Source organism: Pseudomonas sp. E1BtOHC1, from assembly GCF_058744285.1.
In genome coordinates this window covers 4,419,559-4,446,375 of record NZ_CP196023.1, presented here as the reverse complement: position 1 = coordinate 4,446,375, position 26,817 = coordinate 4,419,559, and the positions used below count along the sequence as shown (strand labels likewise).

Annotated in this window: 25 protein-coding genes; 11 read left to right on the top strand and 14 right to left on the bottom strand. The window is 62.8% G+C overall.

Annotated features, from left to right (window positions below; all coding sequences use genetic code 11):
• The first annotated feature begins 26 nt into the window (after positions 1 to 26).
• The 5 genes from ACSSVC_RS20030 to chrA all read left to right on the top strand — a co-directional run bounded on the left by ACSSVC_RS20030 (position 27) and on the right by chrA (position 4,212).
• Positions 27 to 746, top strand: coding sequence for a helix-turn-helix transcriptional regulator (locus tag ACSSVC_RS20030; RefSeq protein ID WP_492611240.1), 720 nt, complete (start codon positions 27 to 29; stop codon positions 744 to 746).
• Positions 747 to 798: 52 nt separating this feature from the next.
• A complete protein-coding gene (locus ACSSVC_RS20025; RefSeq protein ID WP_346634347.1) occupies positions 799 to 1,137 on the top strand; it encodes a nuclear transport factor 2 family protein in 339 nt (112 codons plus the stop codon).
• Positions 1,138 to 1,241: 104 nt separating this feature from the next.
• Positions 1,242 to 2,369 (top strand): cell division protein ZapE, encoded by a 1,128-nt coding sequence (gene zapE, locus ACSSVC_RS20020; protein ID WP_492611239.1) that lies wholly within the window; start codon positions 1,242 to 1,244, stop codon positions 2,367 to 2,369.
• Between the two features lie 158 nt (positions 2,370 to 2,527).
• Positions 2,528 to 3,019: a GNAT family N-acetyltransferase gene (locus ACSSVC_RS20015; protein WP_346634349.1), complete on the top strand. Its 492-nt coding sequence runs from the start codon at positions 2,528 to 2,530 to the stop codon at positions 3,017 to 3,019.
• On the top strand, positions 3,019 to 4,212 hold the full coding sequence (gene chrA / locus ACSSVC_RS20010; protein WP_492611238.1) for a chromate efflux transporter: 1,194 nt from the start codon (positions 3,019 to 3,021) through the stop codon (positions 4,210 to 4,212). The genes ACSSVC_RS20015 and chrA overlap by 1 nt, the downstream gene beginning before the upstream one ends.
• Here chrA and ACSSVC_RS20005 read toward each other — a convergent pair.
• From ACSSVC_RS20005 to ACSSVC_RS19985, 5 genes are all read right to left on the bottom strand, one after another.
• Positions 4,209 to 5,636, bottom strand: a complete 1,428-nt coding sequence (locus ACSSVC_RS20005) for a heavy metal sensor histidine kinase (protein WP_492611237.1) — start codon at positions 5,634 to 5,636, stop codon at positions 4,209 to 4,211. The two genes, chrA and ACSSVC_RS20005, sit on opposite strands and share 4 nt — an antisense overlap.
• Entirely contained in the window at positions 5,633 to 6,307 is a 675-nt protein-coding gene (locus ACSSVC_RS20000) for a heavy metal response regulator transcription factor (RefSeq protein WP_346634352.1), read from the bottom strand. The genes ACSSVC_RS20005 and ACSSVC_RS20000 overlap by 4 nt, the downstream gene beginning before the upstream one ends.
• A 321-nt stretch (positions 6,308 to 6,628) precedes the next feature.
• Entirely contained in the window at positions 6,629 to 6,853 is a 225-nt protein-coding gene (locus ACSSVC_RS19995) for a hypothetical protein (protein ID WP_346634353.1), read from the bottom strand.
• Between the two features lie 400 nt (positions 6,854 to 7,253).
• Positions 7,254 to 8,996 (bottom strand): phosphoethanolamine transferase CptA, encoded by a 1,743-nt coding sequence (locus tag ACSSVC_RS19990; protein WP_346634354.1) that lies wholly within the window; start codon positions 8,994 to 8,996, stop codon positions 7,254 to 7,256.
• A gap of 244 nt (positions 8,997 to 9,240) precedes the next feature.
• Positions 9,241 to 9,423, bottom strand: coding sequence for a DUF6026 family protein (locus tag ACSSVC_RS19985; protein ID WP_346634355.1), 183 nt, complete (start codon positions 9,421 to 9,423; stop codon positions 9,241 to 9,243).
• A 493-nt stretch (positions 9,424 to 9,916) separates the two neighbouring features.
• Here ACSSVC_RS19985 and gnd point away from each other — a divergent pair, with 493 nt between their 5' ends.
• From gnd to ACSSVC_RS19970, 3 genes are read left to right on the top strand one after another with little or no spacing between them, the layout of a single operon-like run.
• Positions 9,917 to 10,897, top strand: coding sequence for a phosphogluconate dehydrogenase (NAD(+)-dependent, decarboxylating) (gnd, locus tag ACSSVC_RS19980; protein WP_346634356.1), 981 nt, complete (start codon positions 9,917 to 9,919; stop codon positions 10,895 to 10,897).
• Entirely contained in the window at positions 10,894 to 12,411 is a 1,518-nt protein-coding gene (gene zwf / locus ACSSVC_RS19975) for a glucose-6-phosphate dehydrogenase (RefSeq protein WP_492611236.1), read from the top strand. Before gnd ends, zwf begins: the two co-directional genes overlap by 4 nt.
• Positions 12,408 to 13,229, top strand: a complete 822-nt coding sequence (locus ACSSVC_RS19970) for a Cof-type HAD-IIB family hydrolase (RefSeq protein ID WP_346634358.1) — start codon at positions 12,408 to 12,410, stop codon at positions 13,227 to 13,229. Before zwf ends, ACSSVC_RS19970 begins: the two co-directional genes overlap by 4 nt.
• Here the strand turns inward: ACSSVC_RS19970 and nhaB are convergent.
• The 9 genes from nhaB to paaG form a co-directional block, all read right to left on the bottom strand.
• A complete protein-coding gene (gene nhaB / locus ACSSVC_RS19965) occupies positions 13,226 to 14,728 on the bottom strand; it encodes a sodium/proton antiporter NhaB (protein ID WP_346634359.1) in 1,503 nt (500 codons plus the stop codon). The two genes, ACSSVC_RS19970 and nhaB, sit on opposite strands and share 4 nt — an antisense overlap.
• A 312-nt stretch (positions 14,729 to 15,040) precedes the next feature.
• Complete coding sequence (gene paaZ, locus ACSSVC_RS19960; protein WP_492611235.1) at positions 15,041 to 17,095, bottom strand: phenylacetic acid degradation bifunctional protein PaaZ; 2,055 nt, start codon at positions 17,093 to 17,095, stop codon at positions 15,041 to 15,043.
• Between the two features lie 122 nt (positions 17,096 to 17,217).
• The gene (gene paaE / locus ACSSVC_RS19955; RefSeq protein ID WP_404936910.1) at positions 17,218 to 18,294 is read right to left on the bottom strand and encodes a 1,2-phenylacetyl-CoA epoxidase subunit PaaE; all 1,077 of its coding nucleotides are present in this window, start codon (positions 18,292 to 18,294) and stop codon (positions 17,218 to 17,220) included.
• A 29-nt stretch (positions 18,295 to 18,323) separates the two neighbouring features.
• Entirely contained in the window at positions 18,324 to 18,854 is a 531-nt protein-coding gene (gene paaD, locus ACSSVC_RS19950) for a 1,2-phenylacetyl-CoA epoxidase subunit PaaD (RefSeq protein WP_492611234.1), read from the bottom strand.
• Entirely contained in the window at positions 18,841 to 19,602 is a 762-nt protein-coding gene (gene paaC / locus ACSSVC_RS19945) for a 1,2-phenylacetyl-CoA epoxidase subunit PaaC (RefSeq protein WP_346634363.1), read from the bottom strand. The genes paaD and paaC overlap by 14 nt, the downstream gene beginning before the upstream one ends.
• Before the next feature lie 8 nt (positions 19,603 to 19,610).
• Positions 19,611 to 19,892: a 1,2-phenylacetyl-CoA epoxidase subunit PaaB gene (gene paaB, locus ACSSVC_RS19940; protein ID WP_110597045.1), complete on the bottom strand. Its 282-nt coding sequence runs from the start codon at positions 19,890 to 19,892 to the stop codon at positions 19,611 to 19,613.
• Between the two features lie 32 nt (positions 19,893 to 19,924).
• Positions 19,925 to 20,914 (bottom strand): 1,2-phenylacetyl-CoA epoxidase subunit PaaA, encoded by a 990-nt coding sequence (gene paaA / locus ACSSVC_RS19935; RefSeq protein WP_123725264.1) that lies wholly within the window; start codon positions 20,912 to 20,914, stop codon positions 19,925 to 19,927.
• A gap of 179 nt (positions 20,915 to 21,093) precedes the next feature.
• On the bottom strand, positions 21,094 to 22,413 hold the full coding sequence (gene paaK / locus ACSSVC_RS19930; protein WP_446440513.1) for a phenylacetate--CoA ligase PaaK: 1,320 nt from the start codon (positions 22,411 to 22,413) through the stop codon (positions 21,094 to 21,096).
• A 193-nt stretch (positions 22,414 to 22,606) separates the two neighbouring features.
• The gene (gene paaG, locus ACSSVC_RS19925; protein WP_346634365.1) at positions 22,607 to 23,398 is read right to left on the bottom strand and encodes a 2-(1,2-epoxy-1,2-dihydrophenyl)acetyl-CoA isomerase PaaG; all 792 of its coding nucleotides are present in this window, start codon (positions 23,396 to 23,398) and stop codon (positions 22,607 to 22,609) included.
• Between the two features lie 479 nt (positions 23,399 to 23,877).
• Between paaG and paaY the strand changes: the two genes are divergently transcribed.
• From paaY to ACSSVC_RS19910, 3 genes are all read left to right on the top strand, one after another.
• Positions 23,878 to 24,471, top strand: coding sequence for a phenylacetic acid degradation protein PaaY (gene paaY, locus ACSSVC_RS19920; protein ID WP_492611233.1), 594 nt, complete (start codon positions 23,878 to 23,880; stop codon positions 24,469 to 24,471).
• 74 nt (positions 24,472 to 24,545) lie between these two features.
• Positions 24,546 to 25,469: a phenylacetic acid degradation operon negative regulatory protein PaaX gene (gene paaX, locus ACSSVC_RS19915; protein ID WP_346634367.1), complete on the top strand. Its 924-nt coding sequence runs from the start codon at positions 24,546 to 24,548 to the stop codon at positions 25,467 to 25,469.
• A 187-nt stretch (positions 25,470 to 25,656) separates the two neighbouring features.
• Positions 25,657 to 26,667, top strand: a complete 1,011-nt coding sequence (locus ACSSVC_RS19910) for a poly(ethylene terephthalate) hydrolase family protein (RefSeq protein WP_346634368.1) — start codon at positions 25,657 to 25,659, stop codon at positions 26,665 to 26,667.
• Positions 26,668 to 26,817: the final 150 nt, after the last annotated feature.

The window sequence follows — 26,817 nt, the reverse complement described above, 5'->3', positions numbered from 1 at the left end:
TGTTTTTTCTCCGGAGTCCACCCAAGGTGTCGCGAGCCAGCCGTTTACTCACCCTGTTGCAGATGCTGCGGGGCAAGAGCCGTCCCGTTACCGCGGCCACCCTGGCGGCGGAGCTGGAGGTGTCCGAGCGCACCCTGTATCGCGATATCGCCGAGCTCACTTCACTGGGCGCGCCGATCTACGGTGAGGCGGGCATCGGCTATGTGTTGCGCAGCGGGCTGTTCCTGCCGCCCTTGATGCTCAATGCCGACGAGACCGAGGCCGTGGTCCTGGGGTTGCGTTATGTCGATCAGCGCGGCGATGAGGTGCTGAGCAAGGCCGCTGCCGATGCCATGGCCAAGATTGCCGCGGTGCTGGCCCCGGCGGCCCAGGACGCCTTGCGCAACCCGACTTTGCTGCCGGGGCCGGCGGGTTATGGCTTTCCGGACAATCCGGTGTCGCTGAACGTGTTCCGCCAGGCGATCCGGCATCAGGCCAAGCTGCTGATCGACTATGCCGACGTCAACCGCACCCCCAGCCAGCGGCTGATCTGGCCCCTGGCACTGGGGTTTCTCAACGAGGCCCGAGTGATCGTCGCCTGGTGCGAGTTGCGGGGCGATTACCGGACCTTTCGCACCGACCGCATTACCGCCGCCCAGGAGCAGGGCCAAGCCTACCCGGGACGTCGCAGCGACTGGCTGCGGACCTGGCGCAAGGGCTTGCAAGGGGATGGCCAGGGCAGTCAATTCACTCCTGACAGGAAGTGACGCAGGGGGCTCTTAACATGGCGCGCTCATCGACTCACCAGGAGCTTTTGTCATGTCAGGAATCGACCCTTCGCTGGCCCCGGCCATCCGTGCTTACGTGGTGGCTGCCAATACCGGCGACAGCTCGGCGGCGGCAGCGATCTTCGCCGCCGAGGCCCAGGTGTTCGACGAGCGAGAACACCGCGTAGGGCCGCAGGAGATTGCCCGCTGGATGGACACCAGCCATCGCCAGCGTCCCCGGCTGCAGGTCCTCGGGGTCCAGCAGCGCACCGGTAAGGTGTTGCTGGACAGCCTGGTCTGCGGGGATTTTCCCGGCAGTCCCCAGACGCTGCGCTACACCTTTCGCCTGGACCCGCAGGGGCGGATTGCACGGCTGGACATTTCCCGCTGAAGCTTGTCGGCCAGTGTATTGGCCGCCTCGCCGGCAAGCCGGCTCCTACATGGAACGGGTGGCGATGGCATACTGCGGCTTTTTTGCCGGGAGGCCAGCGGCTCATGCCATTCGATTCCCCCTTGAGCGCCTATCGACAGGCCCTGGAGCAGGACGGCTTTGTCGCCGACGAGGCACAGGCGCGGGCCGTGCAGGCCTTGCAGAACTGCCACGAGGCCCTGCATCAGGGGCGTACAGCGGTGCAAGGGGTCTATCTGTGGGGGGCGGTCGGGCGGGGCAAGACCTGGCTCATGGATCAGTTCTACCAGAGCCTGCGGGTGCCGGCGCGGCGTCAGCACTTTCATCACTTCATGGGCTGGGTGCATCAGCGTTCGTTCCAGCTCACCGGCACCGCCGATCCCTTGCAGGCCCTGGCCCGTGAGCTCGCCGAAGAGGTGCGGGTGCTGTGCTTCGATGAGTTGTTCGTCAACGATATCGGTGACGCAATCATTCTCGGGCGCCTGTTCCAGGTGATGTTCGAGCAGGGCGTGGTCATGGTCTGCACCTCCAACCAGCCCCCCGAGCAGTTGTATGCCGATGGCTTCAATCGTGAACGTTTCCTGCCGGCAATCAGCGCCATCAGCCAGCATATGCAAGTGGTGGCGGTGGACGGCGAGCAGGATCACCGTCTGCACCCGGGGGCCGCCGCGCAGCGCTACTGGCTCAGGGCCGAGGGCCAGCCCAGTGCCCTGGAACCCTTGTTCCGGCAGTTGAGCGAGGGCCAGTCGGTCTCCACTGCGCCGCTGTTGATCGGCTATCGGCCGGTGCAGGTGGTCAAGGCCGCCGGCAGCGTGATCTGGTGTCGTTTTGCCGATCTGTGCGAACAGCCGTTTTCCGCCATGGACTTCATGGCGCTGTGTGACAGGTTCAGCGCGATTCTCCTCAGCGAAGTTCCCAACCTCAGTGCCCAGCAACGCCCGGGGCGCATTGCCCGAGGCACCGAGGATGGCGCCCAGCGGGTGGTGGCCGGTGACCGCGAATTGCCCCAACTGTCGATCCATGACGACAGCGTGCGTCGCTTCATTGCCCTGGTGGATGAATGTTACGACCGCAAGGTGCCGCTCTATCTGGAGGCCCAGGTACCGATGGACCAGCTGTACACCGAGGGTTACCTGGAGTTTCCCTTCCGCCGCACCTTGAGCCGACTGCAGGAAATGCAGCTGCAACGGTTTGCCACGGCGCCTGGCGCTTGAGGGGGAAGGGCTTCCGGCTGCGGTTCATCCTGGCCAATCATTAGGATTTTTCTGCTGCAAGTGGGTGAAAAATCTTCGTTTGGTCAAATCCCCCAGCCTACAATCGAGGCTGCCTGAGCCCTGAGCGCTCACTTTCAATGCGTTGATCGAGGATGAACATGGACGTTGCCGATGTCGTGGTGCTGCAAGCCAGTTACAGCAACCCGGTGCATGCCGAAGCCATAGGCGTGCTGCTCAATCACTATGCCCAGGACCCCATGGGCGGCGGCCAGCCCCTGGCGCCGGACCAGCTTCAGCAACTGCCGGCAGAGCTGGCCAAGCGACCTCAGGCGTTCAGCGTGCTGGCCTTTGCCGGTGGCCAGCCAGTGGGGCTGGTGAACTGCTTCGAGGGTTTTTCCACCTTCGCTTGCCGGCCCCTGGTGAATGTCCATGATGTGGTGGTGCTGGACAGCTTTCGCGGCCAGGGCCTGAGCAGGCGGATGCTGCAGAAGGTTGAGGACATCGCCCGGCAACGGGGTTGCTGCAAGATCACCCTGGAGGTGCTGGAAGGCAACGCCCAGGCCCAGGCCGCTTACCAAGCCTGCGGTTTCGCCAATGCCATGCTCGATCCCGCCCATGGCCGCATGCTGTTCTGGAGCAAAGCCTTGTAATGCCCACGGTCACGCCCCCGGCTGGAATACCCGATGCCAAGGAAAGCCCTTGGCGCATTTTCCTGATTTTCCTGCGCCTGGGGCTGACCTCGTTCGGTGGGCCGGTGGCGCACTTGGGGTATTTCCGCCAGGAGTTCGTCCAGCATCGGCGCTGGCTGGGAGAGGCGGCCTATGCCGAGCTGGTGGCGCTGTGTCAGTTTCTTCCGGGACCGGCCAGCAGCAAGGTCGGCATGGTCCTGGGCCTGTCGCGTGCGGGCCTGTCCGGCGCGGTTTGCGCCTGGGCCGGTTTTACCTTGCCATCGGCGCTGGCCCTGGTCTTGTTGGCGTTGGGTATTGGCAATGGAATCGCTCCCGGGGTGCTCAAGGGCCTGCTGCTGGTGGCGGTCGCGGTGGTTGCCCTGGCGCTTTGGGCAATGGCCCGTAGTCTGTGTCGCGGGCCTTTGCGCATCGCCATTGCGCTGCTCGCCGCCGGGTGGGTGCTGCACTGGCCGGGCCTGGGGGGACAATTGCTGGTGATGCTGCTGGCGGCGTTGGCGGGAGCCGCGCTGATCACCCCGGCGGCCCGGCCCGAGGCGGATGCCCTGGCGCCTTGGGGCAGTCGGCGCCTGGGCTGGCTGTTGCTGGGGACGGCCCTGCTGTTGTTGCTGTTACTGCCCGGGCTGGCGGCGCTGTGGCCAACACCCTGGTTGCGCTGGTTCGACGGTTTTTATCGCATCGGGGCCCTGGTGTTTGGTGGCGGTCATGTGGTGTTGCCGCTGTTGCAGAGCCAGGTCGTGGAGTCGGGCTGGATCAGCGATCAGCTGTTCATGACCGGCTATGCCAGCGCCCAGGCGGTGCCTGGGCCCCTGTTCAGTGTCGCGGCTTTTATCGGAACGGCCCTCGGCGGCTGGCCCGGGGCGCTGATCTGTCTGGTGGCGATCTTCCTGCCGGGCTTCTTGCTGGTGATCGGTGTGCTGCCTTTCTGGCAGACCTTGCGTCATCGTCGCGATATTCAGGCGGCGCTGGGCGGGGTCAACGCCGCTGTGGTGGGTGTCCTGGCCGCCGCGCTGTACCAACCCCTGTGGACCAGCAGCGTGACCGGGCTCCCGGAACTGCTGGCGGTGCTGCTGGCCCTGGTGTTGCTGCACAGCGGCCGGCTGCCGCCCTGGGCCCTGGTGCTGTTGGGTGCGGCGCTGGGCGGCTGGCTGCTCTAAGCGTCGTGCAATGCCGGGTCGAGCTTGGGAAACACCAGACGGAACTCGGTAAGGCTGTCCGGCACGCTGTCGACCTCGGTGCGCCCCTGATGCAGGTTCATGATCGAGCGCACGATCGCCAGGCCCAGTCCGGTGCCGCCTTCGGCTCGGGTGCGACTGCTGTCGACCCGATAGAAACGCTCGAACAGATGGGGCAGGTGGCAGGCGGCGATACCCGGTCCGGGATTGCTCACGGCAAGGCTCACGCTCTGCAGTTGGCGCTCGATCCGCAGGTCGATTCGGCCCCGGTCCGGGCAATGGCGGATGGCATTGGACAGCAGGTTGGAAATGGCCCGCTGGATCATCAGGCGATCCCCCAGCACCCAGGCGTCACCGCGCAGTTCCAGCTTCAGTTGCCTGTCCTCGGCGCTGAGGGCAAACAGGTCCATGACCCGTAGCGCTTCCTCGGCCAGGGATACCCGGGCGAAGCGCGCCTGGGACGCCGGTTGGCTGACCTGGGCCAGGAACAGCATGTCGGCGACGATCCGCGTGACCCGCTCCAGCTCCTCGATGCTGGCTTCCAGCACGGCCTTGTATTCCTCCGGGGGACGCTCCCGGGACAGGGTCACTTGGGCCTTGCCCATCAGGTTGCTGATGGGCGAGCGCAGTTCGTGGGCCAGGTCGTCGGAGAACTGCGACAGGCGCTGCACGCCGCCATCCAGGCGGTGCAGCATGACGTTGATGCCTTGGCCCAGTTCCGCCAGTTCCCGAGGCAGCTTGTCCAGGTTCAGGCGATGGGTCAGGTCCTGGGTGGTGACCTTGGCGGCTACCCGGGTGAACTGCTGCAGCGGGAGCAGACCCCTCTGTACCAGCCACCAGGCGCCGATGCCGATCAGCAACAGCAGCAGGGGCAGGGCAATCACCGTGGAGCGCAGGTAGGCGCTGAGCAGCGCCTGGTCGTTGCTGCGGTCCAGGCTCAATACCACTCGCACCTGCTCGCCGTTGCGCAAATTCATTGGCCGGGTCGCACTGAGCAGTTGGTTGCCGCGGTTGTCGCGCCAGTCGAGGTAACCCTCGGCGGTGTTCTCCCTCAGGGCCTGGGGCAGCGGTTGCTGAGCCATGCCGCCGACATTGAGCAGGGGCTCGGCCTGGGGATCGCTGCTCAGGATGTTCAATTGCAGATTGTCGTGGCCCATCACCAGGTCCAGCAGGGAGTGGGGGCGGGCGGCCAGGTCACTGCTCTTGAGGTCGCTGGTGAGGCTGTGCTGGATCTGCTCCAGCTTGCTCTCCAGGCCCTTGCGCGCCAGGTTGCCCAACTCGTGGCTCAGGGCCAGATAGGCCAGGGTCGCCAGCAGCAGGACCAGAGCCGCCCCCATCAGGCTGACGGTCAGCCCCAGACGCATGGACAGGCTGCTGTTGGTCGGCGCGGCCGGGTGGGGCGTCATTGGCGCACTTCCAGGACATAACCGACACCGCGCAGGGTGTGGATCAGCTTGACCTCACTGGCATCATCGATCTTGGCCCGCAGGCGGCTGATGGAGACTTCCACCACATTGGTGTCGCAGTCGAAGTTCATGTCCCAGACCAGGGAAATGATTTGCGTGCGGGTCAGCACTTCACCCGAGTGGCGCATCAATACATGCAGCAGGGTGAATTCCTTGGTCGTGAGATCTATCCGTCGGTTGCCGCGATAAGCCCGATGGCGTCGGGGATCAAGTTGCAAGTCAGCCACCTGCAATACTTGCGGTTGGGCCACGGGTTCACTGCGGCGAATCAAGGTCCGGACCCGAGCCAGCAATTCAGGAAATTGAAAAGGTTTGACCAGATAATCATCGGCGCCCATATCCAGGCCCTTGACCTTGTCTTCCAGGCGTCCGCGAGCGGTCAACATCATGACCCGGGCCGGAGAATGTCCACGCATATGTTCCAATACTTGCCAGCCATCTTTGCCCGGCAGGTTTATATCCAGGATCACCAATTCGTAAGGCTGTTGCTGTATCAGGTGCAGGCCGTCCACACCATTATTGGCGCGGTCCACTACATAACCACTTTCACTTAGGCCCTGATGCAGGTAGTCCGCTGTTTTGGGCTCGTCTTCAACCACCAGAATGCGCATTGCCAGATCCTCTCCAAACCGCTTGGGTACTATCGAATGAGTGCAGGGTGAAGCCTGAAGTAGCTACAGGGTCAACAAAATTAATCAGCTAATTCATGGGATTAGCCAGGTGACCCGATAAGCGGTGAGCGCTCGGGCGCAGGCATGCTAGTTGAACGGGCGCAAGGAAAGTGGCGAATGACAGAGTTGTAATATTCCAGTCATTGTCGTGACAGTGAGTGGTTGCCCGCAGATATAAAAAAGGCGCCCTGGGCGGGCGCCAAACGTCCATCTCTGCCAAAGGAGCACATTGTCCAGAGTGGGTACTGCTTTAAAGATGTGTCAGGCGTCGGGCTGCTGTTGCTTGGCGTCCGAAGCGGAATAGTGCGGGTCGGTTTTCTTCTGTTCGGCCTTGGCGGTGTTCTCGGTCTTATCACCGTGAATCTGTTGCTGGGCGACGCGGAAGTTGTCATAGAAGCGTTGCATATGCTCGGCTCCGCCTTCGGCAAAGGCTGCACTGGAACTGGCCAGAATCAAGCCGCTAAATACCAAAGTTGAAAGTTTCATGCTGTGTTTCCTACTTAAGAGTGTTCGGTAACTTGTTTCGTCCCTGCACAAGAAGTGATGGGAGAAGTTTCACCGAAGTGTATTAAGTGAGGGTTAACGTCAGCCTGAACGGGACATTACATTCTTGACATCATGTGTCCGCGGACAGGAGCCGGCTTGCCAGCGAAGGCGTCCGAGAGGTCGGTGCAGGGCTTGATGGCCTCTTCGCCGGCAAGCCGGCTCCTACGGGGAACTGCACGGTGTATCTGACTGCTGTAGGAGCTGGCTTGCCAGCGAAGGCGTCCGAGAGGTCGGCGCAGGGCTTGATGGCTTCTTCGCCGGCAACCCGGCTGCTACGGGTGTAAGGGGGCTGTTGCGTAGGGACGGGTTTGGGGGCCGTTGCGGCCCCCGAGTCGGGTGCTTACTTCTGTACCACGGTCGCGTCCACCGGCGCTTTGGGTTTCATCAGGCTGAAGTCGATCAGCGGCTTGCTCTGGCGTGAGTAGGGGTCGCCAATCAGTAGCGGACGCGGTTTGAAGCTGTCGCTGACCAGACTGCGGCTGTGGTCCAGCTGGTCGAAACTCAAGCCCGCCAGGTCGGCCCAGGTATGAATCAGCTGGGAGCTGCTGTAAGGGCGGCTGAGGTCGGATGCAAAGTTCCAGTCATGGGTTTCCCGCCACTTCGGTGAGGCCCAGGCCATGAACGGGATGGTGTACATAGGCGCCGTGGGCTTGCCTTCGTTGCGCCCCAGGGTGTCGTGGCCGGCGGAGTCGAAGACGTCTTCGCCGTGGTCCGACAGGTACAGCAGGAAGCCGTTGGGATCGCTCTTGGCGTAGTCCTTGATCAGGCTGGAGACCACGAAGTCGTTGTACAGCACCGCGTTGTCGTAGCTGTTGTAGGTCGGCAGTTGATCGTCACGCACGCCGGCCGGCACTCCCTGGCGATCGGTGAACTTGTCGAAACTCGGCGGGTAGCGGTACTGGTAGCTCATATGGGTGCCCAGCAGGTGCACCACGATGAACTTGCGCGGAGCGCTGTCGGCCAGGGCCTTGGAGAAGGGCTCGAGCACATCGCCGTCGTACTGGCGGGCGTTCTGGTTGCGGTTGTTGTTCAGGTACACCTGCTCGTCCGCCTGCTCGGAGAAGGTGGTGAGCATGGTGTTGCGCTTGGTCATGGTCTGCTGGTTGGTGATCCAGTAGGTCTTGTAGCCGGCCTGCTTCATCACGCTGACCAGGGACGGGGTCTTGAGGTAGAGATCGGGGTTTTCTTCGTCGGCGAAGGTCAGCACCTGTTGCAGCGCCTCGATGGTGTAGGGGCGCGGGGTGATGACGTTGTTGAACACCGCCAACTGGTCCTTGAGCTTGTCCAGTTCCGGGGTGGTCTGGCGTGGGTAGCCGTAGAGGCTCATGCGCTGGCGGTTGGTGGACTCGCCGATCACCAGCACCAGGGTGGCCGGCTGGTTGGCCATGCTGTCCTTGAGGTTGGTCAGCGGCGGGATCTTGCTGACGCTGTCGAGCATGCCCTGCATGCCGTCCAGTTGCTCGCGGTAGCGGCGATAAGCGACCACCATCTGCCACGGCACGGCAGGTTCGATACGGGTTTCGAACTTTTCCAGGCCGTCCGCCAGGGTGTCGGTGCGAGCGAGTTGCTTGACCAGCGGGTAGCCGACAATCGCCACCAGGATCGCCACGGCAGCCACTAGGGCCTGGCCCCGGGGCAGGTAAACCGGGCGCAGACGGGTCCAGAGGAAGACCGCGAAGGCGGTGTGGGCCAGGAACGCCAGGAGCATCCACCAGGCAAAGTACTGCGTCAGGTATTCACCGGCTTCCGAGGGGTTGGACTCGAACATGATGAAGATGACGCTTTGCGAGAACTCCTGCTGATAGACGAAGAAGTAGCCCAGGCTGGCCATGGAACAGGCCCAGAGCACCACGCCGATCACTGCGGCCATGACTTTGGTGCGTGCCGGGAACAGCAGCATCGGCGCCAGCCAGATGGCGCTCATGAAGAACGCCTGGCGGAAACCGGCGAATCCGGAAGTGTCGGTCAGTTGAATCAGCAGTTGGGTGATGCCGGAGAAATACCAGAAGAACAGGAACAGCCAGAGCAGCCCCATCCAGTCAAAACCTGCCGCAGACGTGCTACTGCGTTTGAACCATGCCATTGAGCGCTCCCCACAATTCCATGATCATTGCGCGCCGGTTCAGCGCCGCGAATGAAGGCCGTCGTCTGTAACAAGACGGCCACAATGGCCGCGAGTATCGATAGGCAAGTGTGAAAAGTTCGTTAGCACAGCGTTGGATTTTTGTTCGGCGTAGCAGGCGCCAGGATCAGGCGTGGCGGGGGATTTGTGGCGGGGAGTGAGTAGAGCTGTGAACGCAGGCGGGGCCTGCGTTCCGGGGCGAGGTTCAGCCTGCGGAGGGAAGGTGCCGCGCTGCTGCGGGGGCTTGCCCCTGGTTCTGCAACATCAGGCGCAATTGGGCGAGTTCCCGTTGCAATTGATCGCGCTCGTCTTTGAGTTGGCGCAATTCGTCACGACGAATGGTCACGTAGAGAGTCTGTGCTGGTCGTGCCGGTAGTACTGTGCCCATTGCTTCACCTCGCAACTGGTATGCCTCAACTATGCTTTGTTGGCCGCATCCCTTGCGCAAAGCACCATCGCAGGCAGCGTGAAAACTACTGTGTTCGGCAATACCGCGTTAAAAACAGTCTTGCCTTCACTCGTGACGTTTTCACAGCGCCTGATGGCGGCGATTTTATTTCTTTTTTGGGCAATTGGAACTTTTTTATTTTTCGTGGTCGTTGTGCCTTCCTGGCGTTTTGCGTCGTTATCCCTCCAAGTTTTCAGAAACTTCGTCCCAAGTGTCGGGACTAATCTTCACGCAGTCCGCGCCGGCTGGGGCAGGTGATCGGGCTTGGGTGCGCCGCATTGCGCGCAGGTCGCCGCAAAAACTGGCGTTTTGTCTGAAGATTGCGCTGTCTTGGAGCGTCTCGCCTTGTATAGTTGCGCCCCTCGACGTTTGCACCCAGCCCTTTGGGCTATACATTTTTGATCTGAATTTTTTGCAGTAGGAGCATCAGCACATGCAACTGGGGATTATTGGACTGGGCCGCATGGGCGGCAACATTGCACGGCGCCTGATGCTCAATGGGCACGAGACCGTAGTCTTTGACCGCAACACCGATTTCGTCAGCACCCTGGCCGCCGAAGGCGCCAAGGGCGTCGCCGACCTGCCAGGCCTGGTGGCCGGCCTGGAAAAACCCCGCGCGGTCTGGGTCATGCTGCCCGCCGGCGCACCCACCGAAGAGACCATCGACACCCTGAGCCAGTTGCTGGAGCCGGGTGATGTGATCATCGACGGCGGCAACACCTACTATAAGGACGACATCCGCCGCGCCCGGGATCTGGCGCAAAAAGGCCTGAAGTACATCGACGTCGGCACCTCCGGCGGCGTCTGGGGCCTGGAGCGCGGCTACTGCATGATGATCGGCGGCGATGCTGATGAAGTGCTGCGTCTGGACCCGCTGTTCTCGGCCCTGGCCCCCGGCCTGGGTTCGATTCCACGGACCAAGGATCGCGTTTCCGATGACGACCGTGCCGAGCGTGGCTATATCCATGCCGGTCCTGCCGGTGCCGGGCATTTCGTCAAGATGATCCACAACGGCATCGAGTACGGGATGATGCAGGCCTTCGCCGAGGGCTTTGACATCCTCAAGACCAAGTCTTCGGACATCCTCCCGCAAGACCAGCGCTTTGACCTCAATGTGGCGGACATCGCCGAAGTCTGGCGTCGCGGCAGCGTGGTGTCCTCCTGGCTGCTGGACCTGACCGCCGATGCCCTGGCCGGCGATCCGAAGCTCGACGGTTTTTCCGGTGCCGTGGCCGACAGTGGCGAAGGGCGCTGGACCATCGAAGCGGCCATGGAGCAGGCGGTACCGGTTCCGGTGCTGTCCAACTCGTTGTTCTCCCGCTACCGTTCTCGCGGCCAGGGCACCTATGGCGACAAGCTGCTGTCAGCCATGCGCTTCGGCTTTGGCGGCCATGTGGAGACCGGTAAGAAATGACCTCTACGCGAAAGAAGTCCAAGGCGTTGCCCGCGCCGCCGACCACGCTGTTCCTGTTCGGCGCCCGCGGTGATCTGGTCAAGCGCCTGCTGACTCCGGCGCTGTACAACCTGAGCCGCGACGGCTTGCTGGATGAGGGACTGCGGATTGTCGGCGTCGACCACAACGCGGTGAGCGACGCTGAGTTCGCCACCTTGCTGGAAGACTTCCTTCGCGATGAAGTGCTCAACAAACAAGGCCAGGGGGCGTCCGTGGACGCCGCCGTCTGGGCTCGCCTGACCCGTGGTATCAGCTACGTCCAGGGCGACTTCCTCGACGACTCCACCTATGCCGAACTGGCGGCGCGGATTGCCGCCAGCGGCACCGGCAACGCGGTGTTCTACTTGGCCACCGCGCCGCGCTTCTTCAGTGAAGTGGTGCAGCGCCTGGGGGCTTCGGGGTTGCTGGAGGAGGGGCCGGATGCCTTTCGCCGGGTGGTGATCGAGAAGCCCTTCGGCTCCGATCTGCAGACTGCCGAGGCTCTCAACGCTTGCTTGCTCAAGGTCATGAGCGAGAAACAGATCTATCGCATCGACCATTACCTGGGCAAGGAAACGGTCCAGAACATCCTGGTCAGCCGTTTTTCCAACAGCCTGTTCGAGGCGTTCTGGAACAACCATTACATCGACCACGTGCAGATCACCGCGGCGGAAACCGTCGGGGTCGAAACCCGTGGCAGCTTTTATGAACACACCGGCGCCCTGCGGGACATGGTGCCCAATCACCTGTTCCAGCTTCTGGCGATGGTGGCCATGGAGCCTCCAGCGGCCTTTGGCGCCGATGCAGTGCGCGGCGAGAAGGCCAAAGTGGTGGGGGCGATCCGCCCCTGGTCACTGGAGGAGGCTCGGGCCAACTCGGTGCGCGGCCAGTACCGCGCCGCCACCGTTGCGGGCAAGGTCCTGGCGGGCTACCGCGAAGAAGCCAATGTCGCGCCGCACAGCAATACCGAAACCTATGTCGCGCTGAAGGTGATGATCGACAACTGGCGCTGGGTCGGGGTGCCGTTCTACCTGCGCACCGGCAAGCGCATGAGCGTGCGTGACACCGAAATCGTCATCTGCTTCAAGCCGGCACCCTACGCGCAGTTTCGCGATACCGAAGTTGATCGACTGTCGCCGACCTACCTGCGGATCCAGATCCAGCCCAACGAAGGCATGTGGTTCGACCTGCTGGCGAAGAAGCCCGGGCCAAGCCTGGACATGGCCAATATCGAACTGGGCTTCGCCTACCGGGACTTCTTTGAAATGCAGCCGTCCACCGGCTACGAGACGCTGATCTACGACTGCCTGATCGGTGACCAGACGCTGTTTCAGCGGGCGGACAATATCGAGAACGGTTGGCGCGCCGTGCAGCCTTTCCTCGATGCCTGGAAGCAGGACGCGACGGTGCAGACCTACCCTGCGGGTGAGGATGGCCCGGATGCCGGTGATGAGCTGCTGGCCCGGGACGGTCGCGTGTGGCGGGCTCTCGGATGAAGGGGGGCAAGGTGCGGCCCATCGAGTTCCTGCTCAGCGATATGGACGGCACCCTGTTGCGCCCGGATCACCGCTTCAGCCCTCGAACCCTGGACGCAGTCCGCGCCCTGCGTGAAGCCGGCGTAGCCTTCAGCCTGGCCACCGGGCGTCCGCCGCGGGCCATGCAGCAACAGATCGAGGCCCTGGGTGTGGATCTGCCGACTGCCGGGTTCAATGGTGGCAGTATCGTCAATCCCGATGGCAGCTTCCTGGTTCGCCATCATGTACCGGTGGAGGCGGCGGTCACCGCCTTGCTGCTGTTCCAGCCGTATCCGCAGATCGAAACCTGGGTCTTTGCCGACAACGAGTGGCTGGTGCGCGACCTCGACGGTCCCTTGATGCCCCTTGAGCGCCAGGCGCTGGGCTATGGGCCGAAGGTGGTGGACAGTTTCGCGGATTACCTGCCGCGGATCGACAAGATCGTTGCCGCCAGTAATGACCACCGGCTGCTGCTGGAGCTGGAAGCGCGCTTGCAGGGAAAAACGGCCGGGCTGGCCCAGGCCTCCCGTTCGCAACCACGGTTCCTTGATGTCACTGCCGTGCAGGCGGACAAGGGACAAGCCCTGGTGACCCTGGCCGAGCACCTCGGCGTGCCCCTGGAGCGTACAGCGGCCCTGGGGGATGGCGGTAATGACCCGGCGATGTTTCAGCGTGCCGGGTTGTCGATTGCCATGGGCCAGGCCGAAGAGCAGGTCAAGGACCAGGCCGACGTGATCACCGGCAGCAACCAGGATGATGGTGCTGCCGAAGCGATCGAGCGCTACATCCTCCTGCGTTAAAGCCAGTAACTCACCGCATACCAGCCCAGCAGGCCCATCACCACGGTGTAGGGCAGGGCCATCCACACCATCCGTCCATAGGACAGGCGCACCAGTGGCGCAATTGCCGAAGTCAGCAGAAACAGGAAGGCGGCCTGACCATTGGGGGTGGCGACGCTGGGCAGATTGGTGCCGGTGTTGATGGCGATGGCCAGGGTCTCGAAGTGTTCGCGACTCATCTGCCCGGAGACAAAGGCCTGTTTCACTTCGGTGATGTAGATGGTGGCGACGAACACATTGTCGCTGATGGCCGACAGCAGGCCATTGGCAATGAACAGCATGCCTGGCTGCTGGTCCGCCGGCAGCGCCAGCACCCACTGGATCAGTGGCACGAACAGCTGTTGCTGGTGAATCACCGCCACCACGGCAAAGAACACCACCAGCAGGGCGGTGAAGGGCATGGCGTCCTTGAAGGCGTTGCCCAGCCGGTGTTCGTCGGTAATTCCGGTGAAGGCGGTGATCAGCACAATCACCAACAGACCGATCAGCCCGACTTCCGCCACGTGCAGGGCCAGGCCGACAATCAGGATCAGCGCCGCCAGCCCCTGGACCAGCAAGGCTGCCCGTTGCCGTGCGGTGCGCTGGGCGTCGTCTTCGGCGGCGTAGTTGGCCAGTACCTGGCGCACGTTGTCCGGCAGTAAGGTGCCGTAGCCGAACCAGCGCAGTTTTTCCAGGAGCACACAGGTCACCAGCCCGGCGGCTAGCACCGGCAGGGAAACTGGCGCCACCTTGTGGAAGAAATCGGCAAAGTGCCAGCCCATTTCATGGCCGATCAACAGGTTCTGTGGTTCGCCCACCAGGGTGCATACGCCCCCCAGAGCCGTGCCCACGGCACCGTGCATCAGCAGGCTGCGCAGAAAAGCGCGGAATTGCTCCAGGTCGTCGTGGTGCAGGGAAGGCAGATGCTGATCATCGCCATAGCCGCTGTCCTGGCGTGGGTCATTGCCGGAGGCCACCCGGTGGTACACCGAGTAGAAGCCCACGGCGGCACTGATGATCACTGCGGTAACGGTCAGGGCGTCGAGAAAGGCCGAGAGAAAGGCTGACAGAAAGCAGAACAGCAGCCCCAGCAGCGCCTTGGACCGTACCCCCAGCAGCAGGCGCGAGAACAGGAACAGCAGCAGTTCCTTCATGAAATAGATGCCCGCCACCATGAACATCAGCAGCAGGATCACCGGGAAGTTGTGCACCAGCTCGTCGTACAGCGCCTGGGGCGTGGCCATGCCCAGCAACAGCGCTTGCACCAACAGCAGACCGCCGGGCATCAAGGGGTAGCACTTCAGGGCCATGGCCAAGGTGAAGATGAATTCGATCACCAGGCACCAGCCGGCCGCTGCCGGGCTGACACAGAAGAACAGCAGGGGGTTGAGCAGCAGGAAGGCGATGATGCTTGCCTTGTACCAGCGGGGTGAGTGGCCGAGAAAATTGTGCGCGAACGCCTGGGCCATTGAGCCGGACATGGGCTGCTCCTAGTAGTGAGAAGCGCGCAACTTGCCGCAAGCCGGATCGAGAATCAAGAATCCATGAAATCTTTTGCCACAATCTCCCCTCACCTGTAGGAGCCAGCTTGCTGGCGAAGGCCTTCTCAAGTTCGACATCGTCGTGAGCGCCATTCGCCGGCAAGCCGGCTCCTACGGTGGGTGGTGTTGCGGCCGGCTCCTACGGTGGTCGGTGCTGCGGCCAGCTCTTGTAGGAGCCAGCTTGCTGGCGAAGGCAACCTCAAGGTCGACCTCGTCGTGAGGGCCTGTTCGCCGGCAAACCGGCTCCTGCGGTCAGGTGGTGCGTTTGGCGACCAGGGTCAGGATGTCGTAGCTGGCCACCAGTTCACCCAGTTGATTGGTCACTTCCACGTCCCAGGCCACCACCCCTTGCGGGGTGCCCTGGGGGCTCTGTTTGCCCTGGTCGATCTTGCGCTTGCAGGTCAGGCGCGCCTGCAGGGTGTCGCCAATGCCCACCGGGCTGATGAAGCGCAAGGTATCCAGGCCATAGTTGGCCAGCACCGGGCCCGGTGCCGGGGACACGAACAGCCCGGCCGCCGCAGAGAGCACGAAGTAGCCGTGGGCAATACGCTTGCCGAATTGCGACTCCTTGGCGGCGATCTCGTCGAAGTGCATATAGAAGTGGTCCCCTGACAGGCACCCGAAGTTCACCAGATCGGCCTCGGTGACAGTGCGCCGGTGGGTCAGCAGGGATTCGCCGATCTGCAGGTCCTGGAAGTGCCGGCGAAACGGGTGGACCTGCGTCTCGATAACCTTGGCGCCACGCACGTGTTCGCCGGTTACCGCGGCCAACATGCTCGGGGAGCCCTGGACGGCTGCACGCTGCAGGTAGTGCTTGACCGCCCGCAGGCCGCCCAGCTCTTCGCCGCCGCCGGCGCGGCCCGGGCCACCATGCTTGAGTTGCGGCAGCGGCGAGCCGTGGCCAGTGGATTCGCCGGCGCATTCGCGGTCCAGCACCAGCAGCCGGCCATGCCAGGCTGCGGCCCGGGGAATGACCTGGGCAGCGATGCCCGGGTCCTTGGTCACCAGGCTGGCCACCAGGCTGCCCTTGCCGCGAGCGGCCAGGTCCAGGGCCTGGTCCAGATCGTCGTAGGCCATCAAGGTGCTGACCGGGCCAAAGGCCTCGATATCGTGGGCACCACCCTGTGCCAGGGGATCACGGGACAGCAGCAGGGTCGGGGCAAAGAACGCGCCCTGGCTGACATTTCCCCCCCGGGGTTCGAAGCCGTCCCGGGCGCCGAACAGCAGATCACTGCTGTGCAGCAGGCTTTCCAGGCGCGCGGTCACGTCCCGCTGTTGCTCATGGGAGGCCAGGGGGCCCATGCGCACGCCTTCCACCGACGGATCGCCCACCACCACCCCGGACAGGCGCTCGCGCAATCCCGTGGCCACGGCATCCAGGTGTTGTGTCGGGACCATGGCGCGGCGGATGGCGGTGCATTTCTGACCGGCCTTGACCGTCATCTCTCGCACCACTTCCTTGATGAACAGCTCGAACTCCGGGTCGTCCGGGGTCACGTCCGGCGCCAGGATCGCGCAGTTCAGGGAGTCGGCTTCGGCATTGAAGGGCACCGAGTGGCGGATCAGGTTGGGGTTGGATCGCAGTTTGCCGGCGGTGACGGCGGAACCGGTGAACGTCACCAGGTCCTGGCCTTGCAGGCGATCCAGCAGGTCGCCGGTGCCGCCGATCACCAGTTGCAGGCTGCCTTCTGGCAGCAAGCCGGATTCATGCATCAGACGCACGGTGGCTTCGGTCAGGTAGCTGGTGGCGCTGGCGGGTTTGACGATGCACGGCATGCCGGCGAGGAAGCACGGGGCAAACTTCTCCAGCATGCCCCAGATGGGAAAGTTGAACGCGTTGATGTGCACCGCCACGCCGCCACGGGGCACCAGGATGTGGGTGCCGGCAAAGCTGCCGAGCTTGCTCAAGGATTGCGCCGGGCCTTCATGCAGCAGGTTGCCCGACGGCAGCTCCCGAGAGCCGAGTCCGGCGTAGCTGAACAGGGTGCTGTTGCCGCCTTCGATATCGATCCAGCTGTCGGCCCGGGTTGCGCCGCTGTGGTGGGACAGGGCGTACAGCTGTTCCTTGCGTTCGCTGAGGTACAGCGCCAGGGCCTTGAGACGCTGGGCCCGCTGCTGGAAATCCAGGGCCAGCAAGGCGCGGCCACCCTGTTGGCGCCCGTGCTCCAGGGCCTCGGCGAAGTCCAGGGGCTCTTCGTGGGTGCGGGCCACTTCATGGCCATCGATGGCGCTGCGCAGTGCCTGGGCCGGGTGTTGGCCAACCCAGCGGCCGGCGATAAAACTTTGCAGGGTAGGAGACTGTGACATGGCAGAACGCTCCGAACGGTGAATTAAGGCCGGCGCGGAGTGCTCCGTGCCGGTGAGTGGACCCAGTGACTGCTGGCACCGGAGGCACCAGTGCCAATCCGGGATCTTCGTGAGGGCAGGGTTCAGAGCTGGTCGAAGTCCAGCACCACCTTGGCGCTGACCGGGAACGACTGGCAGGAAAGCACGTACCCGGCCGCCACTTCGTAGTCTTCCAGCGCGTGGTTGCTGTCCATTTCCACTTCACCTTCGATGACCTTGCATTTACAGGTGGAGCAGACTCCGGCCTTGCACGAATAGGGCAGTTCGGCGCCTTGGGCATTGCCGGCGTCCAGCAGGCTCAGGCTGTTGCGCGGCAGGTCGAAGGCCAGGGCCCGGCCATCGCTGATCACGGTGATCCGGCTGACCTGGGCGTCCAGCACTCGGGCGGCTTCACGGGCCTGGCGTTTGTGTCCGTCGCCGGTTGCATGAAACAGCTCGAAGTGGATTCGCTCGGCGTCCATGCCCGCGGCCTTGAGACTGTCGCGCACGCTCTCGGTCATGGCCTGGGGGCCACAGATAAAGGCCGCGTCCAATTGCCGGACATCGAGCCAGCGGGCAAACAACTGCTGGCATTTGTCCTGGTTGATATGGCCGTTGTAGAGGTCTATGTCCTGCTGCTCGCGGCTGAAGACGAACACCAGGTTGAGGCGCTGCAGGTAGCGGTTCTTCAGGTCCTCCAATTGTTCGCGAAACAGCGCCGAGGCGCTGGAACGGTTGCCGTAGAGCAGGGTGATGCGGCTGTGGGGCTCGGTTTCCAGGGTGCTCTTGATGATCGACAGGATTGGCGTGATGCCGCTGCCTGCGGCCACCGCCAGGTAATGGCCGCGACGCTGGGGGTCGAGCTCTACATGGAAACGCCCGGCGGGGGGCATCACTTCAAGAGACTGTCCGGCTTGCAGCCGCTCATTGGCGAAGGCGGAGAAACGCCCACCATTGATGCGCTTCACCGCGATGCGCAGTTCACCGTCATTGACCCCGGTGCAAATGGAGTAGGAACGGCGCACTTCCTCGCCATCCAGCTCGGTACGCAATACCAGATGCTGGCCCTGGGTGAAGTGGAACTGCTGCTGCAGGTGCTGGGGAATCTCGAAGGCAATGGACACCGCGTCGCGGGTTTCGCTGCGTACGTCCTTGATGGTGAGGCGGTGGAACTGGCTCATGGCGGTTCTCCTCTGAGGCGGCTGGCGGCTCAGATGCACTTGAAGTAGTCGAAGGGTTCCAGGCAGTCACGGCAGCGATACAGGGCCTTGCACGCGGTGGAACCAAACTCGCTGAGGCGTTCGCTGTGGGCACTGCCGCACTGCGGGCAGTGCACCGCAGGCGCTTCCCCCAGCAGGCTGCGCTTGCTGCTGCCCGAAGGTGGCGCGATGCCGTAGGCCTGCAGGCGCTGGCGGCCACGCTCGGTGATCCAGTCGGTGGTCCAGGCCGGGGTCAACTGGCGCAATAGTCTGGGTGCCGCGAAGCCTGCCTGTTCCAGGGCCTGGCGAATGTCGCTCTCGATCACTTCCGTGGCAGGGCAGCCGGAATAGGTCGGAGTGACCGATACCTGCAAGTGGCCCTGTTGCCAGCCAAGGTCGCGAACGATGCCCAGGTCCAGCACGCTGACCACCGGCACCTCGGGGTCCATCACCCGATCCAGGGTGGCCCAGGCCAGGTCCAGGTCCCCAGGCCGCATCGGCCGCGCGCCCTGGTCGCTGCCGATCAACTCACCAGACCGCATCGGGGTAGGCCCTCGGCAGGAATTGCATCTGGGCCAGCAGCGGGCCCAGGTGTTCGCTGTGCAGGCCCCGGCGCGCGTCCAGGTAGAAAGGGCTCGGGGCCTCGGGCACGGGCAGGGTCGCCCGGCAGAACACGGCTTCTACGGTGGCGCGCCAGGCTTCGGCAACCCGGGCCGGGTCCGCCCACAGACCCGCCTGATGCAGCTGGATCTCACCGGCGTGGTGCTCAATCAGCTCGCCAGTGAAGCGCCACAGCCGCGGGGTCGCCTGCAGCATGCGCTGGTGGCTTTCCTCGGTGCCGTCCCCCAGGCGCTCGACCCATTCGCTGGAGCGGCGCAGGTGGTAGGTGACTTCCTTGAGCGCCTTGGCGGCGATTCCGGCTAGGCGCGGGTCGCTGGACTGGCTCAGGCCCTGGAGGGTTTCCAGGTGCCAGGCGTCATAGAAGAACTGCTTGAGCATGGTAAGCGCAAAATCACCGTTGGGCTGCTCCACCAGCAGCAGGTTGCGGTAGGCCCGCTCGTCCCGGCGGAATGCCAGATGGTCGGCGTCGCGCCCATCGGCCAGCAGCTCGGCGGCATAGTCCAGCCAGTTGCGGGCCTGGCCCACTAGGTCGAGGCCGACATTCATCAGCGCCAGTTCTTCTTCCAGGGCCGGCGCCCGGCCGCACCATTCGCACAGGCGCTGGCCCTGGATCAGGGCGCTGTCGCCCAGGCGCAGCAGGTGGTCGATCAGATCGTTTGTAGGGTTCATGGCCGGCCTCACATGTGTCCGACTTCGGGGGGCAGCTGATAAAAGCTGGCGTGGCGGTAGACCTTGTCGTCCGCAGGGTCGAACAGCGGGTCCTTGTCATCGGGGGAGGAGGCGACTATCTGCGCCGAGGGCACCACCCACAGGCTTACGCCTTCGCTGCGCCGGGTGTACAGGTCCCGGGCGTTGTTCATGGCCATGGCGTCGTCGGCGGCATGCACGCTGCCGACATGCTTGTGATTGAGGCCGTGCTTGCTGCGCACGAAGACTTCGTAGAGGGTCCATTCAGACATTGCATTGACTCCGGATCAGGCTGGGCGCGCGCTCAGGCGGCGTTCTTGTTGGCTTTCTTCTGTGCATGGGCCACGGCGGCGGCCCGTACCCAGGCGCCGTCGTCGATGGCGTTGCGGCGAGTCTCCAGGCGTTCCTGATTGCACGGGCCATTGCCCTTGAGCACCTCGTAGAACTCTTGCCACTGAATTTCGCCGAAGTCGTAATGGCCGCGCTCGGCGTTCCATTTCAGCTCCGGGTCGGGGCAGGTGCAGCCCAGCAGCTCCAGCTGCGGGATGGTCTGGTCGATGAAGCGCTGGCGCAGTTCGTCATTGCTCTGGCGCTTGATTTTCCAGGCCATGGACTGGGCACTGTTGGGGGAGTGTTCGTCGCTGGGGCCGAACATCATCAGGGCCGGCCACCAGAGGCGGTTGATGGCGTCCTGGACCATCTCCCGTTGTGCCTGGTTGCCCTCGCGCATCATGGTCAGGAGGATTTCGTAGCCCTGGCGCTGGTGGAAGCTCTCTTCCTTGCAGATGCGCACCATGGCCCGGGAGTAGGGGCCGTAGGAGGTGCGCTGCAGCACCACCTGATTGACGATGGCGGCGCCGTCCACCAGCCAGCCCACGGCGCCCATGTCGGCCCAGTTCAGGGTTGGGTAGTTGAAGATGCTGGAATACTTGGCCCGGCCGCTGTGGAGTTTGGCGACTTCTTCGTCGCGATCGGCGCCGAGGGTTTCCATGGCGCTGTACAGGTACAGGCCGTGGCCGGCTTCGTCCTGGATCTTGGCCATCAGTTGCAGCTTGCGCTTGAGGGTCGGCGCGCGGGTGACCCAGTTGCCTTCGGGCAGCATGCCGACGATTTCCGAGTGGGCATGCTGGGAAATCTGCCGGATCAGGGTCTGGCGGTAGGCATCGGGCATCCAGTTCTTGGCCTCGATCTTGATTTCCCCGTCGATCTTTTCCTGGAAGGTGCGCTCCTGCTCGGACATTTCTGCCAGCGGCTTGATGCGCTTGACCCCCGTCTCTACCAGCTGTGCGTACATGCAGTGTCTCCCGGGTTGCAGGTGTGGGTGAGGCTGTGAATGTTTATATGTGATACATAAATAAATATCAAACACAAAATAACGTGTCATGTTTTGTTTCTGTATCGCTTTGCCTCCATACCCGAATGACAGACGAAAAAAAGCCCCGTCATCACGGGGCTCCAATGCTTGCGCTAAAGCTATTTACGGCTGTCGACCACCCGGCAGGCCTTGCCTTCCGAGCGCTTGATGCTGAAAGGGGGCTGCAAAACGATACGTGAGCTGATACCTATGTGGGTTTTTATGTGGCGACTCAGTTCGCTGCAGATGGCCCTTTGCTGCTCATCCCCCAGCTGCTGGTACTCGCTCTTGAGCTCGACGTGGATGTCGACGCTGTCGAGGTTGCCGTGTCGATACAGATGGATCTCGTAACAGGGGGCCAGGTGTACGGCTTTGAGCACTTGCTCCTCTACCTGAGTCGGAAACACATTGACCCCGCGAATGATCAGCATGTCGTCGCTGCGTCCGGTGATCTTGTCGATGCGCCGCATGGGCCGCGCCGTGCCCGGCAGCAGGCGGGTCAGGTCGCGGGTACGGTAGCGGATCATCGGCAGTGCCTCCTTGGTCAGGGAGGTGAGCACCAGCTCGCCCAGTTCACCATCGGGCAGTACCTGACCAGTCAATGGGTCGATGATCTCGGGATAGAAATGATCCTCCCAGAGGGTCGGTCCGTCGCGGGTCTCGGCGCATTCCATGGCCACTCCCGGGCCGATGATCTCCGACAGCCCGTAGATATCCAGGGCTTTGATGCCCAGGCGCTGCTCGATGGCGTCGCGCAGTTCGTCGGTCCAGGGTTCGGCGCCGAAGATTCCCAGGCGCAGGGCCAGCTTGTGGGGATCAAGGCCCTGGCGTTCGATCTCGTCGGCGATGTTGAGCATGTAGGACGGCGTGACCATGATGATGTCCGGCTGGAAATCCTTGATCAGTTGCACCTGTTTCTCGGTCTGGCCGCCGGACATGGGAATCACGGTGCATCCCAGGCGTTCGGCACCGTAGTGTGCCCCCAGGCCGCCGGTGAACAGGCCGTAGCCATAGGAGACATGCACCTTGTCTCCGGGCCGGCCGCCGCCGGCGCGGATCGACCGGGCCACCACCTGGGCCCAGGTGTCGATGTCGTTGCGGGTATAGCCCACCACGGTGGGCTTGCCGGTGGTGCCGCTGGAGGCATGCAGGCGCACCACCTCCTGCATGGGCACCGCGAACATGCCGTAGGGGTAGTTGTCCCGCAGGTCGGACTTGGTGGTGAAGGGCAGTTGGGCAAGGTCCTCCAGGCGCTGGATGTCCTGGGGATGCACGCCCAGGGCGTCGAAGCGCTGGCGATACAGGGGCACCTTGGCGTAGGCGTGGTTCAGGCTCCAGCGCAGGCGCTCCAGCTGATGCTGGCGCAGGTGGTCGATGCTGGCGGTTTCCATCGGGTCCAGCGGCACTTCGGGCACGGTTCGGGCTATCGGCATGTTCATGGTGTCACTCGTATTGTTGTTGTCTTTCAACCCGCCGCTGCGGGTTCTGAGTGCATGACCCGGGAGCGCCACGGCTGGCTCCCGGGAGAGTCCTGCAGGCGCGGGTTAGCGCCTCTGAATGATCAGGGTGATGGACGCTCGTGCCCCGGCAACGACTGCGGCAGTCTCTGCGATATCGGGCAGCGGGGCCATTTCAGCGTCCCTTGAACACGGGAGCGCGTTTCTCCATGAAGGCACTGACGCCTTCTCGGTAGTCGTCGCTGCGCCCTGCCAGGCGTTGCAGATCGCGCTCCAGCTCCAGTTGCTGATCGAAGCTGTTGTGCAGGCTGGCATTCAGGCTGCGCTTGATCAGCGCCAGGCCATAGGTAGGTTGGGTCGCCAGGTGCCGGGCCAGGCTCAGGGCTTCATCGCGCAGCAAGGCGTCGTCCACGCACTGGTAGATCAACCCCCATTGCTCGGCCTGTTCGGCGCTCAGGCGGTTGCCGAGCAGGGCCAGGGCCTTGGCCCGGGCCATGCCCACCAGGCGTGGCAGCAGCCAGGTGCCGCCGGAATCGGGAATCAGTCCGAGTTTGCAGAAGGCCTGGATAAAGCTCGCGGAGCGCGCCGCCAGCACCAGATCGCAGGCCAGGGGCAGGTTGGCGCCGGCGCCGGCGGCCACACCATTGACTGCACAGATCACCGGTAACGGCAGGTCGCGCAGCTCGCGCACCAGCGGGTTGTAGAACTGTTCGATGGATGCACCCAGGTCCGGCGCTGCGTCGCCGGGTGCGACGTTGCGCTCGCCCAGGTCCTGCCCCGCGCAGAAGCCGCGGCCTTCGCCGGTCAGGAGCAGGACCCGCACCTCGGGGTTGTTGCGCACGTGTTTGAGGGCCGCTTGCACCTCGCCATGCATCTGCGGGTTGAAACTGTTGAGCTGTTCGGGGCGGTTGAGGCTGAGGAGGGCGACGCCCTCGCTGATGGAGAACAGGATGGTGGCGAAGTTCATGGTCGGGACACTCTGTTCAGGGTTTTGACGGCAAGGTATTGAGGCATGGTGGATGTCCTCGGCGTGATGCGGCCGTTTGCCGGCTCGATTGTTGGGTCGGCCCGGGAGCCGGTTTTCGCCGAGTATATCGCCAATGCGATACATAAAATCAAGATTAAAAGATTATTAATGTGTCCTATTATTCGCTCTCGACTGCGACCTGTTCGGGACGGAAGGTCGACGGGATGCTGCCTGGCGCCCTTGATTCAGGCTGCATCCTTTATGGTTTGCCGGTTGTGGGGTTAGTGGCGGAGCAGGCCAGTGTTTTTCAAGGGCTGTTGTGTGCCGAGAATAATCTGATACAAAATGCCGTCCGCGTTGTATCGGTATCCTGGGGGGACTGGTGTCGTGCATTCTCGGCGGTGTATTCGCGGGTAAGTGGACCGCCTCCCCGGTCGCTCCAACAACAGCAGCTCCTGTTGATCAGAGAGAGAAACAGCATGACGTGCTACAGCCTTGACGGATTGACTCCGGTGGTCGATCCCAGTGCCTATGTACACCCTTCGGCGGTGCTGATCGGCGATGTGATAGTCGGCCCCCACTGCTATGTCGGCCCCCTGGCCAGCCTGCGGGGGGATTTCGGCCGGATTGTCCTCGAAGAGGGGGCCAATCTGCAGGACACCTGCGTCATGCACGGCTTCCCCGATAGCGACACGGTGGTGGAGCGCAATGGTCATATCGGTCATGGCGCTGTGTTGCACGGCTGCCGGATTGGCGCCGATGCGCTGGTGGGCATGAATGCGGTGGTGATGGACAACGCCTTTATTGCGCCACGCTCCTTCGTCTCGGCGGCAGCGTTGGTCAAGGCCGGCTTCGAATGCGCACCGCAATCGCTGGTCATGGGCGCGCCGGCGCGGGTCACGCGTCAGTTGAGCGACAAGGAAGTGGCCTGGAAACTGGCCGGCACCCGGGAGTACCAGCATTTGACCCGTCGCTGCCTGGAGCGGATGCAAGCCTGTGAGCCGCTGTCTCGGGTCGAGGTCGATCGGCCGCGAATCGCTGACGGCGGCTTTCGTCCCAAGGCAGGCCAATGAACCCCCATGAATACGCCGGGCCGCTGCAACGGCCTTAAACCGGCTATATTCCTTCCTTTTTTTCCGGTACGTCCATGTCGTCCCTAGCGCCACTGAATCACCTGATCAAACGCTTTCAGGAGCAGACCCCGATCCGCGCCAGTTCGCTGATCATCACCCTGTACGGCGATGCCATCGAGCCCCATGGCGGCACCGTCTGGTTGGGCAGCCTGATTCAACTGCTGGAGCCCATGGGGATCAACGAGCGGCTGATCCGTACCTCGATTTTCCGCCTGAGCAAGGAGGGCTGGCTGACTGCCGAAAAGGTCGGTCGCCGCAGTTACTACAGCCTGACCCTGGCCGGTCGCCGTCGTTTCGACAAGGCCTTCAAGCGGGTCTACAGCGCCGGTGTGCCGGCCTGGGACGGTTCCTGGTGCCTGGTGATGCTCGGGCAACTGCAGCCGGAGTTGCGCAAGCAAGTGCGTGAAGAGTTGGAGTGGCAAGGGTTTGCCGCGATGTCGCCGCTGATGCTGGCATGCCCGCGCAGCGATCGCGCCGATATCAATGCCACCTTGCTGGAGCTTGGCGCCCAGGACGACACCATCGTCTTTGCCACCACGCCCGAGGATGCGCTCGGTTCCAGAGCCCTGCGCCAGCAAGTGCGCGAGAGCTGGAACATTGATGAGCTGGCGGCCCATTACAGTGAATTCATCCAACTGTTTCGCCCCCTCTGGCAGGCCCTGCGGGAACAGGAGCAACTGCAGCCGTCCGACTGTTTCCTGGCTCGCCTGCTGCTGATTCATGAGTACCGCAAGCTGTTGCTGCGCGACCCGCAACTGCCGGATGAACTGCTTCCCGGCGATTGGGAGGGCCGGGCAGCACGCCAGCTGTGTCGCAACATCTATCGCTTGATCCAGGCCAAGGCCGAGGAGTGGCTGGCCACGGCTCTGGAGAGCGCCGATGGTCCACTACCGGATGTAGGCGAGAGTTTCTATCGGCGCTTCGGCGGATTGCTCTAGTTTAAATAAGGATTGACCTTGGAAATTGACCTGTTTTAGGGTCGCCAGGGGCTGCTGGGCAACTAAGTTTGAAATGTTTAAGCGTTGTTGCAGTTGGATGAAGTTCAGGTGATTGGCAGTAAGAGGGGCACGGCCGTGAGGGAGTATTCGGTCATGCAGGGAACGCAGGTAGATAAAGGACTTATCAATGAGATCGATACGCAAGGTGGCAGTGCAACTGTGTTTGGCCGGTCTGTTCATTACTAGCGGGAGTCTGGCTGGTGCCTCGCAACTTGTTCCGGCGCTGGGGCTGGCCAATGATCAATATGCCAAGTCGCCGGGGCCCTACAAAGTAACTACCAATGCGGTCCTGAGTGATTGTCGTGGTTTGTTGGGGGTGTTGGCGAAGATCATGCTGTTGGACAACAGCGTTCAATGTAACTCGTCCTTTCCATATGGTTTTTCCAGTCCGATTTCCACCAGCGTTTATTACCCGAGCAATATAAAGAATCTGGACAAGTTGCCGGTGGTCAACTTTGTTGGCGGCATCCTTTCCAATCAGGGGCAATACACCGATCTGCTGAGGCTGTGGGCGAGTTACGGCTTTATCGTGATCATCTCCTCCGACTTCATCAATACCGCGCCCAGCATGCATGTACTCGGCGCTCTTGAGTTGAGCAAGCTCAACCAGGACCCAACCTCACCGTTGTTCGGTAAGGTCGACCTGTCCCGCACCATAGTAGCGGGGCATTCCGCCGGCGGCGGGGCGTCGATCCTGTCGTCGAGTCTGCTGCCTGGCACCTTGAAGGACATCGATCCACAGCTGCGCTACATCGGCTCGCTGCCCATCGAGCCCGGGCCCATAGGCCTTGGCTCTACCGTCAAGACTCCGACCCTGGTGCTCACCGGGGCCGCGGATGTGGTGGTGCCGGCCTGGGCCTGGCCGCGGCTCTGGCAGGGTGGGTTGATCAAGGCAGTGCCGGGATGGAGTGCCACGGCCCATAACGCCACCCATTTCAGTCCGGTGCGAAGTGTCCGGGAAAACGAGTTCGCCGGTATTACAACGGCCTGGATTCTATATCTTGGCCAGAATGATCCGGAGGCCAAGGAGTACTTTGTCGGTCCGGACTACAAACTCGCACGGGACCCGCAGTTTATCCGGCTGGTATTCAATCCGTTGCGGGTTCAACGCAATGAAGTGGCGGACAATCTTCAATAAGGCCACGGGTCGATATTGTTCCTGGGTCTGGTTGTCCAAGACGGCTTTGCAAGCTCGGGTGTTTTATTCATGAAATATTCTTCTGCAACCTTGAGAACGTGGAATGTTTGTGAGGCAGCAGGCCTGAGCAATATCGACTTGATGCAAGTG